Source organism: Enterococcus sp. AZ095b, assembly GCF_051714725.1.
Classification (GTDB): Bacteria; Bacillota; Bacilli; order Lactobacillales; family Enterococcaceae; genus Enterococcus_B; species Enterococcus_B pernyi.
The window spans coordinates 845,730-858,465 of sequence record NZ_JBIOSL010000001.1 but is presented as its reverse complement, the minus strand read 5'-3'; the positions used below and the strand labels follow the sequence as shown (position 1 = coordinate 858,465).

Genomic DNA, 12,736 nt, shown 5'->3' with positions numbered 1-12,736 from the left:
TTCCCTCCTAGAATTCGTTATATATAAATGTTCCACCTTGAATATTTTTGTAATGATACAAATAAATGAGTAATAATAGTATCGTCGAATAAACAAGGGTTCGAAGCATAAAAGTTCGCCAATATCGAACCTGTGGTTGCTGCCACCATTGTTTCATCTCTTTTTCCTCCTATTTAGATCCTTAGTCAAATTCTACTCATTCTATCCACAAAAAAACATTTGTTTTACTAACAGAATGCGCTTTACAGCTAACAGTTTTGTCACTAACTAAAGAGAACAAAAAAAGAGCCGTACGAAAATAAATTCGTACAACTCGATTCTGTCCTTCGTTCAGCTAGAATAAGATCCCCTTTTTGCTCTATTTTTCTTATTCCTCAATGATCCGACAATATAAACGACTAGTCATAAAGTAAAAGAGTAGGTAAATGACGATCAATAAGCCACAGACAAAGTATGCCAACCAATAGTCTGCCCCTTCTACATATTGAGAAAACACATTGATGGCAAATACTGCATGAGTGATGCCCAAAATCATTGGTGGAAAAAACATCAACGCATTTTGTTTATAGATCATCCGATTTGTTTTGCGTTGAGCAATCCCTAATTTTGTTAGCAATTGATAATTGGTTCGTTCAATTTCAGCTTCGGATAATTGTCGCACCATCAAGATACTACCGGTTGCGATGATCACGATCATTCCAACAAAAAGGGCAACAAAGATATTGATCCCAATTTGGCGGTCGATGGCACGCAACCTAGGATAGCGCGCATTATAATTCAAACGTGATGTTTGTCCTGTCAATTTATTTTCTGAATATTCGTTTTCCTCTTCTTTAGAAGCATCTGTATGGATCGTCCCAACTATTCCTTGGTCAGTAATCTCATAACTATAATAAATCGTGTGTGTCCAATTAGTAGCTACTTCTTTATTTAATCGTTCGGTCATTTTTTCTTGATTACCGCCAGTCACATTCCAATTGATGATCTGATATTCTAATCCAGTGACACGGTCAAAGACTTCTTGAGCAACGACCAATGTCGGTCCATAATAGGTCATGCCCTCATCTCCTAAAAATCCAGGAAGAACCTGTTGGATCAAAAGTTCTTGTTTATCCGGCAGATAGATCTTTTTCCCATAACTGGAAAAATTACGAAACATCGTTTCTACTGAATCTAACATAATTGCATGGTCTTTCTCTGTAAGTTTGATGTTTGGCAGACTAGGTTTGATTTTGCGAAAGGCGCGGTATTCTTTTTCTGAAATCAAATTGACTGGCTTGATTTCATTGCCACCAGATACCGAACCGATACTCAGGTTATAATAGCTCCCTACTACTTTGTAATGAAAGACTAATTCGTCGCTGATTTTCTGATTCTCTTCTGTTAAGATCGGTCGCAGTTTATCTGCCGTTTGAGTATCTAATTGATAAGAAACAGGCGCATCAATTTCCTCACGATGAGCAATGAGCGTCGAGATTCCAATCATTCCGCCGATCATTGCCAAAGATAGGCCAATAACTAATGTGATCAACGAATTCATTCGCCAGCCTTTTAACAGATGGATTTGTGTATTCCCAATCAACAAAAAATTGGTTCCCCGGTACTTAAATCTCGATTCACTCAACAAATGGAGCAGTAATCGAAAAGAATAACGAAAGAACAGGTAGGTCCCTAATATGCAGACAAACAATATTGAAAAGGGAAAAGCAATCATCAATCCTAGATTGACTTTTTTTTCAAATAGCTGGCTAATTGTTTCTCTGAAGTTCAATGCAGCGAAATAGCTGCTAGAAATCATCAATACTCCGATCACGCCCAATAAACGATGCCTTGTGCGAATACGCAACATTGAACTTTCCACTTGTTCTCTTTCCCCAAAACTACGATTCATGGGATAACTCCAAATCTTCCATAGTGAATAAAGAGAAACTGCCGAAAGAATAACAAAAAATACCACAACGGTTTCAAAAATGGACGGGATAGAAATAAAAAAACGACTAGTAATGTCCATCTTCATCATTCGTACTAAAATCATTTGAAACAATTTTGAGAAAATACTTCCCAATAAAATCCCTAACAAACAAGCAAAAAAACCAATGGTCATCGTTTCCAACACATAGATTGATGAAATCTGGAATTTGCTGATTCCGAATAATTGATAGATCCCAATCTCTTTTTGTCTCCGATTGAGAAAAAAGCGATTAGCACTGAGTACGAAAAAGAGTAAGACAACAGTAATGATCCAACTACCAAGCTTTAAAATATTATCTATCGAAACATCTTGACTTGCCCTTCGAATCAGTGATTGGTCATAGGTCATCGCGCTAAATGAGTAATAGATCATCGTCGATAAGGTCAAACTGAAGAAATAGACAAGGTAGCCCCTTGATTGTTTTAAAAAACTTTTTGCGGCTAATTTATAAAGCATTGATTTTACCGCCTCCTCCAATCGTCGCCTGCATATCGATGACTTTTTCAAAGAATTCTTTTCTCGTCCCACGGCGGATCACTTCTGAAAAAATCACTCCATCTTTGATAAATAAAATACGGTTGCAATAACTAGCTGTATAAGGATCATGTGTCACTAATAAGATCGTTGATTTTTCAACTTCGTTCACTGTTTTTAAATAATTCAACAATTCTGTTGCTGATTTTGAATCCAATGATCCGGTTGGTTCGTCTGCGAAAATCACCTCTGGTTCTACTACTAAAGCTCTAGCTGCCGCAATGCGTTGTCTTTGTCCAACTGACATTTCATCAGGATAACGTTTTAGTAATTCTTCGATCCCCAAAAGCTGGGCAACATGTAAAACTCTTCGGTCCATTTCATCTTTCGCCATATTTTCAACAGCCAAAGGAAGTAAAATATTATCTTTACCATTCAATGTATCAATAAGATTGAACGTTTGAAAGATAAAGCCAATTTTTTTTCGTCTGAAATCACTCAATTCATGTTTTTTCATTTTTGTGATTTCATTTCCTTGGATCATCACACTACCCATCGTCGGTAGATTGATCGTTGATAAGATATTCATCAGAGTAGTCTTTCCCGCTCCACTCGGCCCCATGATCCCAATAAACTCTCCTTCTTCAACTGAAAAAGAAACATTGTCTAATACTTTGACCGGTGATTTACTACTTCCATAACTTTTACTTAAATGTTTTACTTCGATTATTTTACTCATGCTAGTCCTCCACCTTTATCCTTAATTGAATAGTAGCACATCCTTTCCTTTTTTTCCCTTTTGATTTTGTCACCTGATCACTCACGAAAATTATCCTGGAAATTTTTTTATTCAATTTTTTTATTCAAAAAAAAATAATTCGTATTTTTCAAAAGCTGATACTGCACGTTTTCACTTTTTTTCACAAGATAATATACACCATATATAGTATACTCATTCAATTATACAGCGATAAAACACTATATGTAGCAGATAATTAGTTGCTCCTTTCTTCAATTTGTTTTATGATAGACAAGAACTATTTTTTGTAGGAGCTGAAGAAAATGAAACGAACAGATCAAGAAATGGCTGTGCTAGAAAAACAGCCTGAAACCAAAAAAATGACTGTCATCAAACGCGATGGACGCGAGGTACCATTTGATGAACAGAAAATAAATGCCGCACTGATCAAAGCAGAAAAGAAAATTCACGGTTCCTTATCTCCTATTACGTACGAAAAGATCCAATCAATCGCAGAACTTGTGATCAAAGAAATCAAAGATCGCTTCGCAAATAACGTAAAAATCTATGAGATCCAAAACATCGTTGAACATATCTTGTTAGAAAAAAACGAATATGCCTTAGCAGAAGAATATATCCATTATCGAACAAAACGTGATTTTGCTCGTAGTAAAGCAACTGACATCAACTTTTCGATCGAGAAACTGATCAATAAAGACCAAAGTGTTGTCAATGAAAATGCGAACAAAGATAGTAATGTATTCAATACGCAGCGTGACTTGACTGCTGGCATCGTTGGGAAATCGATCGGATTGAAATTACTTCCACCGCATATTGCCAACGCCCATCAAAAAGGCGATATCCATTATCATGATCTCGATTACCATCCGTATACACCAATGACAAATTGCTGTTTGATCGACTTCAAAGGTATGTTGAACAACGGCTTTAAAATTGGAAATGCAGAAGTCGAATCACCAAAATCGATCCAAACAGCAACGGCACAGATTTCACAGATCATTGCCAATGTTGCATCTAGCCAATATGGCGGATGTTCTGCCGATCGCACAGATGAATTGCTTGCTCCTTTTGCACAATTAAATTACAAAAAACATTTAATTGATGCCAAAGAATGGATCGACACACCCGAACGGCAAGAAGCCTATGCAAAAGCAAAAACCAAAAAAGATATTTTTGATGCCATGCAAAGTTTGGAATATGAGATCAATACACTTTTCACTTCCAACGGACAAACGCCTTTTACTTCACTCGGCTTCGGTCTAGGTAAAAATTGGTTTGAACGAGAAATCCAAAAAGCGATTTTACAAATCCGAATCAATGGATTAGGCAGTGAGAAACGGACAGCGATCTTCCCAAAATTGATATTTACACTAAAAGACGGAATCAATCTTAAACCAACTGATCCAAACTATGACATCAAACAATTAGCCTTAGAATGTGCCACAAAAAGAATGTACCCAGATATTCTAAATTATGACAAGATCGTTGAATTGACAGGAAGCTTCAAAGTACCAATGGGCTGTCGCTCCTTCTTACAAGGTTGGAAAGACGAGAACGGTGAAGAAGTGAATGTCGGAAGAATGAATCTAGGTGTGGTTACGTTGAACTTGCCGCGGATCGCCTTAGAAGCAGACGGTGACCAAGAAAAATTCTGGCAATTACTTTCAGATCGCTTGTCGATCATGAAAGATGCCTTAGTTTATCGTGTCGAACGTTGTAAAGAAGCGATTCCAGCAAATGCACCGATCCTTTACATGTATGGTGCATTCGGTAAACGACTATCTCGTACAGATGCCGTAGATGAATTATTTAAAAATCGTCGAGCAACTGTTTCATTAGGCTACATCGGACTTTATGAAGTCGCTGCTTCTTTCTTTGGCGGTGAATGGGAAAATAATGCTGAAGCCAAAGACTTCACTCTAGATATCGTGAAAAAACTAAAAGCCAATGCAGACGCTTGGGGAAATGAATATGGCTATCACTTCAGCGTATATTCCACACCAAGTGAAAGCTTGACGGATCGTTTTTGCCGTTTAGATACAGAGAAATTCGGTATCGTTGAAAATATCACAGATAAGGAATATTACACTAACAGTTTCCACTATGATGTGCGTAAAAATCCAACGCCATTTGAAAAGCTTGAATTTGAAAAAGACTATCCAAAATACTGTTCTGGTGGCTTTATCCATTACTGTGAATACCCAGTGTTGCAACAAAACCCTAAAGCATTAGAAGCTGTTTGGGACTTTGCCTATGACAAAGTAGGCTATTTAGGAACCAATACACCGATCGATCATTGCTACCAATGTGGTTTTGAAGGAGATTTCCAACCAACTGAACGTGGCTTTGAATGCCCAGAATGCGGCAATCACGATCCAAAATCATGTGACGTAGTCAAACGAACATGCGGCTATCTAGGAAACCCACAAGCCCGCCCAATGGTCCACGGCAGACACAAAGAAATCTCATCACGCGTGAAACATATGAAGTAAGGTTGTGAAAGAAGCGTTTAGCACTGAGTAATAAGACAGAAAAATCAAAAATGGTTCTTTCATTTTAGATTTTTTTGACTTATTACCGAAGTGTTGCTTCTTGAACACCGTAAATGAGGTTGTGAGAAAAGCGTCCTGACCTGAGCAGTAAGATGGGAAATCAGAAAATAGCTTCTCATATTTTTTGATTTTTCAGCTTAGTGTTGAAGGTCAGCTTTTCGAACACCGTAAATGAGATTGTGAGAAAGTCGTTCAACTCCAAGTCATACGAGAGATAGCATCCCTTCCTCTGGCTATTTTCTTATGTCTCCTACGACCGTCAAGAATTTTTTATAACGGATACCATTTTATAATGAAAGAAGTTTTACTATGAGAAATCCTAAACCTAAAGAATGGCTGGCTCAAGATTATAGTCATGACTATATCGCCGATTATAAACCGTTCAACTTTGTGGATGGCGAAGGTGTTCGTAATAGCTTATATGTAAGTGGCTGTTTATTTGCCTGTGAAGGTTGTTTTAACAAAGCCGCTCAGAATTTCCGTTACGGCAAACCATTCACTCCAGAACTGGAAGAACAGATCATGGCTGATCTACGTAACGATTACGTCCAAGGATTGACACTCTTAGGTGGTGAACCTTTTTTGAATACGAATGTTTGCCTACGTGTAGTTGATCGAATCCGGCAAGAATTTGGTCACAGCAAAGACATCTGGTCTTGGACCGGTTATACCTTCGATGAATTATTACAAGATTCGGAAGATAAATTAGAACTGCTCTCGAAACTCGATATTCTTGTTGATGGCCGTTTTGAATGGTCAAAAAGAGATTTCAAATTACAATTTCGTGGAAGCAGCAATCAGCGTATCATTGACGTGCAACGATCGCTTGCTGAAAAACAAGTCGTCATCTGGGAAAAATGTACAGATGCTACGCAAACATATGAACAAATAAAAAAACAAGAACTGATTTAACTATACTCAGTTTTGATTGAACACAATAAAGAATGCTCCATCTAAAAGACCCAGACAGAAGTGAATTCCGCTTTTGTCTCAAAGTCTAAGATGGAGCATTCTTTATTCTATTTCTGGTTCTATCGCTTGCGTTTCCCACAAAGGTAACACAATATTCTCATAAGTCATCGGATCTAAATTCGTCAGTGTGATACCTAATAAACGAATCCCCTTCTCTATCCCTAAAATCTCTTCCCATATCAGACTAGCTTGATAAAACAGTGCTTCTTTTTTATAGACATATTCTGGTAATGTCACTCGCTTCGTTACTGTAGAATAATCGGTATAACGGATCTTCAAGACAACTGTTTTTCCATGTTTCTGAACACGCCGGAGAGAATCTTCCACTTTCTCAGCCAGCTGACGTAACTGACCAAGAACTTCTTCTTCTGTTCTTAGTGGTTGTCCATACGTATGCTCTTTCCCAACTGACTTACGCTCTCGGGTAACATTGACCGGCGAATCATGGATACCTCGTACTTTTCGATACAACGAATACCCCATTTTACCAAACTGTTGGATCAACATCATTTCAGTACATTGATACAGATCTTCTCCTGTAAAAATACCTAATTCATGCATTTTAGGAACAGTTTTCTTGCCGACACCATGAAATTTTTCGATTGGTAATGCTTTTAAGAAATCGACAGCTTCTTCGGGGGTGACGACCGTCATTCCTTTAGGTTTTTGAAAATCTGATGCAAGTTTCGCTAAAAATTTATTATAGCTGACACCAGCCGAACAAGTCAGATGCACCGTTTGCCAAATATCAAGTTGAATCATTCGGGCGATCTTAATCGCTGATTTACAATTGATTTTATTATTCGTGACATCTAAATAAGCTTCATCAATACTAACTGGTTCGACTAAGTCTGTATAGCGATAAAAAATCTCCCTGACTTCTTTTGATATCTCACTATATTTTTGGTGGTCTCCCGGTTTGAAAATCGCTTCTGGACAAAGTTCATAGGCTTTTTGGGCACTCATTGCTGAATGGATGCCGAACTTACGTGCTTCATAGTTAGCCGTCGTCACTACCCCACGCCCGCCAGTATCACTGGGATGTCTGGCGATCACTAAGGGTTTTCCACGAAGTTCAGGGTGATCTCGTTCTTCAACGGACGCGAAAAAAGCATCCATATCGATATGAATGATTTTTCTAGACGTATCATTATGTAAAGGAAACTGTAATTCCATCAGACTCACCCCACTATCATTATACACGAACTTTTGTTCCCTTTCAAGAAAAGATCTTTCCTTAAATCCTGTGAATACGCGCTGTCTTTTCTTTGGCACACGTCTCTATTTGTGCAAGTCTACTTATTCGTTTGGACATGCTCAATATTAAATAACAATTCTTATGATTTTAAAACATCATTATATTATGCTATTATCTGTTTGTAAAAGACTGGCCAGTCTTAATTAAAATTAATGGAGAGTATCCATGTTAAATAACTTAAAAAATAACGTTAGCCCCGTTTTAGAAAAAGAGTTTTAAAAAATCAATCAGTTCAGAACTAAATTCTTAAAAAAAAATTTGACAAGAACTACTCCCGATAATACTCTACCATCCAATCATATTGTGAGTACTTCTGATATTTTTACTTTGACTCCTGATAGTGCAAAAAAAATTGTCAGCAAATCAAATGTCCTGATGTTCAGACTCTCAAACTATTGACTGGAACGCCAGATTTTCTATTTGAAAATGAGTTAACAACCGAAGATGAACGCTTCAAAGTACTACCAGATATCAATTTAAAAGAAAACCGTACAAGTCAAAATCTATGTACTGTTCTAAAAGCTTATGTATATGGTAATTCTAATGATGCTCAGGTGTACGAGGAAATGTTGAATCGCTTTATCTTCCCTATGACTCTCCAGCATTATGGCAGCAAGGAGCAAAATCTCACAATCAAAGAAAACACTAGTTTTGTGATTGATTCTGGCGATACGGTCTCCCTTTCTTTTAAGTCGGTGACATTAGAAAAGAACGCTAGTCTCGTTTGTGCACACACATGTCCACTTTCAAACTGAACAGATGACTCAATTGGAGCATACTTCCTTGAATAATGGAATTGTCGTCATTGGGACACATGGAGGAAATGGCGGGAATGGCGGGAATGGAGCAGCTGGAGCAAACGGCGGAAACGGTGGTTCCGATATTAATAAAAAATTGGGTGGAAATGGGACTGAGGGTGCAGATGGCTCTCCCGGAACAGAGGGTGGCAACTCATCTGAATGTAAGTTTTATATCAAAAAACTTACAGGAGATACTCCTTTTGGCAGCTATGGTGGGAATGGTGGAAATGGTGACAGTGGCGGAGACGGCGAAGCCTCAAAGAGCTGCACGGATGGCGGAAACGGTGGAAACGGAGCAAATATAGTTATCTATATAGAGGAAGGAGTGGAATATATTCTTACAGGTACACATGACGTTTCCCCTGGACAAGGTGGAAAAGGCGGTGCTGCTGGAAAAGGCGGGTCTAAGAAAAGTGATGGCAAGCCGGGCTCACCGGGAACAAGTGGCAGTGCTGGAAAAAGTGGTAGCGCTGGGCAAGCCGGACAAAGCGAGAATATCTCTATTTTACCTTATCGTGATCCTGTAGATTAATCCGGTTAACCCTTCTTATATCACTTAGATGCAATCAAACGAACAAGCTGTCGAAATAATTTCTGCATCAAAAAAGAGTGGAATCATCGCAGTAAACTAAATAGCTGTATTGTTCCCTTCTACTCTTTTCAAAATACGAAAACTATAATTTAAGAAATGATTCATCAATAATAAGCGGAGAGACGAAAATCTAAACCTGATTTCCGTCTCTCCGCTTCATTTATCTAGAATAGTTGATGTAGCTTGTTCTTCTTATTTCGTTTAATTATCCAATTCATGGAACTGACGATAAACTTCTTGTTTCTTGATTCCGTTTTTGACTGCAATCGTTTTGATTGCCGCATTCGGTTTTTCTCCTTGATCGATCAATTGTTGTACTTGTTCTTTCAAGCTACCTTGAAGCTGTTCAGTTGGAACTATTTCCTCGTTGCTTCCCTCAACAAGTAAACAGCATTCTCCCTTGATCGGCTGTTTTTCTAAATAACCAAGTAATTCTTCGATGTCTCCGCGTAGGTATTCTTCATGGATCTTCGTCAATTCTCGACAAAGCACCACTTGACGATTGCCGAACACTTCCAACATGTTAGTCAACGTTGCGGCTACGCGATAAGGTGATTCGTAAAAAATCAATGTTGCTTTCTGTGCGACAAGAGATGCTAGTATGTCCTGTTGTTCCTTTTTCTTTCTAGGTAAGAAACCATAGAATAAAAATGGTTGCGGAACAAGCCCAGAGGCAATCAATGCGGTTATACCCGCTGTAGGACCTGGCAATGCTACAACTGGGATATCTTCTTTGATACAAGCAACAACAAGCTCATGTCCAGGATCACTGATAGATGGCATGCCCGCATCGCTTACTTGTGCTATCGTTTTTCCTTCTTTTAGCCAGTCGATCAATTGAGGAATACGTTCTTTATAATTATGTTCGTGCAAACTTTTTTGGGGAGTTTGGATCTCGAAATGATTCAATAGCTTTTGTGTATTGCGTGTATCCTCACTCGCGATCAAATCCGCTTCTTGTAATGTCCGCACACTGCGAACAGTCATATCCTCCAAGTTTCCGATCGGTGTTGGAACGAGGTAAAGTGTGCCAAACACGTGATTTCCTTTAAAGCTCTTTTGGTTATACATATGATTCTCCTTATCAAACAGAGTAAAGGAAGCTACTCTAATTAAAAAATTTATCCTGGTAGTTCAACGACGAATACCGCAAAACAAGAATGCTTTGCGGTATTCATTGACTGTGATAGAAGCCACTAGATCCTTTGATTTAGCGTCCACTTTCACGATAGATCACTTCTAAACAGAACGCACAAGGTTCATCATTTTCACGTCTTGAACCATACAAATCATAACAAACATGAAATCCTTCTTCGTAAATCTTTTCAAGATTCATTCGGGATTTTGATAGTTCTTGTTTGGCATTTTCAGCTGGAGCTTGCGCCACTTGGTTCAATTCACGAAGATGTTCACGTAATCGTTGATTTTCCATCTCTAAGGTGGTATTTTTCTCAACGATCTCATGCAGTGCATGTTTCATCTCTACTAATTCAGTCAATGTATTTCGTAACTCTGACTCCAATTGGTTCAACCCATCATATAATGATCTCTTATCCATTCATCTCACCTACTTGGATGAAATTTTTTAGTTCATCCCATTCATATTCAACAGGATTCTCCCGTCCGTTCAGTCGCACACTAACTAAGCAACTAAGCAGGTTCAATCCTACGACTTTCCCTTTACCATCAGGAGTTTCAAGTGTTTTCCCAAAGTCAGGGAGTTCTTTTTTTGCGGCTTCATATGCTTCACTTTCATACTGTAGACAGCACATCAAGCGACCGCACAAGCCAGAAATTTTAGTTGGGTTCAGTGATAATCCTTGTTCTTTTGCCATTTTGATCGAAACAGGGACAAAATCTCCTAAGAAAGAAGAACAGCAGAGTGGTCGCCCACAAGGCCCGATACTTCCGATCATCTTCGCCTCATCCCGAACACCGATTTGTTTCAATTCGATCCTTGTACGAAAAACGGCCGCCAAATCTTTCACTAATTCACGAAAATCAATACGTCCATCTGCCGCAAAATAAAAAGTCAATTTGCTTCGATCAAAAGTATATTCAACTTGGACGATCTTCATTTCTAGTTTTCTCTCTCTAATTTTTTCTTTCGCAATCAAAAAAGCTTTTTTTGCATCTTCTTCATTTTTGTTGCATTTTTTTAGCTCAGCAGTTGTTGCTTTATGCAAAATGGGATTGATGGTTTCAGGTAAATCTTCCAGATCAATATCTCTTTTGGGAATAGCAACCGTTGCGATATGTAAAGTTTGCTGAGACTCGACTAACACTTTATCATTGTATGCATATTCTGAATCTCCGGGTGTAAAATAATAGACATGACCAGCATCTCTATAACGGACACCTACTACTTCTACCATTTGTGGCCTCCTTGATTACGCAAAATATAAATTGACAAATCAAAAAATCGTTTGTAATACAAATTGCTCAGCAACGGCTTGAAAACTCACATTGCTACGCAGTTTTTGTTCTGCTAACAAAATACGTTCAATCGTTTGATTCAGCCGTTTGACTTTACCATACTCCCCAGATGTTATCGCCTGTTTTTGAGCTTCCTGATAATAATACATTAAAATTGAAAAACCAGTAAATTGTTGTTTTTTTTCTTTAAATACTTTCACCAATCGTTTTTGGACATAGATAAAGGCTTGTGTATCTCTTTTATCTAAGTAGACAAACCATTGATAAATCAAGTCCTTAGCCTCATTAAACCATTCATCTTCTGAGATTTCAACTGCTTTTCCTAAACTGTTTGTCAAGAATGACAAAAGTTTTGCTTTTTCCGCAGAAATTTGCTGATCTTGTAATTTTTGAATCAATGAATCCTTTGACAATTCTTGGAAATGCAAGGTTTGACAACGAGATTGGATCGTAGGTAAGATCCGACCAATGGCTTCCGTTTCTAAAATCGCTAGAAAATCACCAGGTGGTTCTTCTAAAAATTTCAATAGACTATTGGCCGCACTCGCGTTCATTTTTTCTGCTTCCTGGATCAAGAATACTTTTTTCCTTGATTCATATCCACTACGACTAAACTCTGTCTGTAAGCGCCGGATCTGATCGACCTTGATCGACTGACCATCGGGTGCAAGAACGAGTACATCCGGATGTTCTTGATTTTTGATCCGTTGACAATTATTGCATCTGCCACAAGGTTGTTGGTTGTTCATATTCGTACAATATAAATGTTGTGCTAACCAAATGCCTACCTCATGCTTTCCTGTACCTTTTTCACCTTCAAAAAGATAAGCATGAGCGAGACGCCCATGCTCAAAACTTCGTTGAAGTTGTTGATACACGAGAGGTTGCATTTGCGCAAGTATGTTTTCTTGAGCCATAGT

12 protein-coding genes are annotated in these 12,736 nt (G+C 38.2%); 4 read left to right on the top strand and 8 right to left on the bottom strand.

The window, feature by feature from the left end; all coding sequences use genetic code 11:
• Positions 1–7: 7 nt before the first annotated feature.
• The 3 genes from IGJ99_RS04055 to IGJ99_RS04045 all read right to left on the bottom strand — a co-directional run bounded on the left by IGJ99_RS04055 (position 8) and on the right by IGJ99_RS04045 (position 3,185).
• Positions 8–157: a teichoic acid D-Ala incorporation-associated protein DltX gene (locus tag IGJ99_RS04055; protein WP_010736035.1), complete on the bottom strand. Its 150-nt coding sequence runs from the start codon at positions 155–157 to the stop codon at positions 8–10.
• Positions 158–367: 210 nt separating this feature from the next.
• Positions 368–2,428, bottom strand: a complete 2,061-nt coding sequence (locus IGJ99_RS04050; protein ID WP_224434584.1) for an ABC transporter permease — start codon at positions 2,426–2,428, stop codon at positions 368–370.
• The gene (locus tag IGJ99_RS04045) at positions 2,418–3,185 is read right to left on the bottom strand and encodes an ABC transporter ATP-binding protein (protein ID WP_019723768.1); all 768 of its coding nucleotides are present in this window, start codon (positions 3,183–3,185) and stop codon (positions 2,418–2,420) included. The genes IGJ99_RS04050 and IGJ99_RS04045 overlap by 11 nt, the downstream gene beginning before the upstream one ends.
• Positions 3,186–3,508: 323 nt before the next feature.
• Between IGJ99_RS04045 and nrdD the strand changes: the two genes are divergently transcribed.
• Together nrdD and nrdG are read left to right on the top strand one after the other, a co-directional pair.
• On the top strand, positions 3,509–5,698 hold the full coding sequence (nrdD, locus tag IGJ99_RS04040; protein WP_019723769.1) for an anaerobic ribonucleoside-triphosphate reductase: 2,190 nt from the start codon (positions 3,509–3,511) through the stop codon (positions 5,696–5,698).
• A gap of 369 nt (positions 5,699–6,067) precedes the next feature.
• A complete protein-coding gene (nrdG, locus tag IGJ99_RS04035; RefSeq protein WP_010736040.1) occupies positions 6,068–6,670 on the top strand; it encodes an anaerobic ribonucleoside-triphosphate reductase activating protein in 603 nt (200 codons plus the stop codon).
• Between the two features lie 102 nt (positions 6,671–6,772).
• Here nrdG and dinB read toward each other — a convergent pair whose 3' ends face one another.
• Positions 6,773–7,909 carry a DNA polymerase IV gene (gene dinB / locus IGJ99_RS04030; protein WP_375152659.1) on the bottom strand — a complete coding sequence of 379 codons (1,137 nt, stop codon included), beginning with the start codon at positions 7,907–7,909 and terminating at the stop codon, positions 6,773–6,775.
• Positions 7,910–8,383: 474 nt separating this feature from the next.
• Here dinB and IGJ99_RS04025 point away from each other — a divergent pair, with 474 nt between their 5' ends.
• Both IGJ99_RS04025 and IGJ99_RS04020 read left to right on the top strand, forming a co-directional pair.
• Positions 8,384–8,743 (top strand): hypothetical protein, encoded by a 360-nt coding sequence (locus IGJ99_RS04025; protein ID WP_034691329.1) that lies wholly within the window; start codon positions 8,384–8,386, stop codon positions 8,741–8,743.
• A 28-nt stretch (positions 8,744–8,771) separates the two neighbouring features.
• Entirely contained in the window at positions 8,772–9,320 is a 549-nt protein-coding gene (locus IGJ99_RS04020; protein ID WP_153830327.1) for a hypothetical protein, read from the top strand.
• 261 nt (positions 9,321–9,581) lie between these two features.
• Here IGJ99_RS04020 and rsmI read toward each other — a convergent pair whose 3' ends face one another.
• The 4 genes from rsmI to holB form a co-directional block, all read right to left on the bottom strand.
• Positions 9,582–10,451 (bottom strand): 16S rRNA (cytidine(1402)-2'-O)-methyltransferase, encoded by an 870-nt coding sequence (gene rsmI / locus IGJ99_RS04015; RefSeq protein WP_010736044.1) that lies wholly within the window; start codon positions 10,449–10,451, stop codon positions 9,582–9,584.
• A gap of 139 nt (positions 10,452–10,590) precedes the next feature.
• Positions 10,591–10,938, bottom strand: coding sequence for a DNA replication initiation control protein YabA (locus tag IGJ99_RS04010; RefSeq protein WP_010736045.1), 348 nt, complete (start codon positions 10,936–10,938; stop codon positions 10,591–10,593).
• A complete protein-coding gene (locus IGJ99_RS04005; protein ID WP_010736046.1) occupies positions 10,931–11,755 on the bottom strand; it encodes a PSP1 domain-containing protein in 825 nt (274 codons plus the stop codon). The genes IGJ99_RS04010 and IGJ99_RS04005 overlap by 8 nt, the downstream gene beginning before the upstream one ends.
• Positions 11,756–11,794: 39 nt before the next feature.
• The gene (holB, locus tag IGJ99_RS04000; protein ID WP_010736047.1) at positions 11,795–12,733 is read right to left on the bottom strand and encodes a DNA polymerase III subunit delta'; all 939 of its coding nucleotides are present in this window, start codon (positions 12,731–12,733) and stop codon (positions 11,795–11,797) included.
• Between the last annotated feature and the right edge of the window lie 3 nt (positions 12,734–12,736).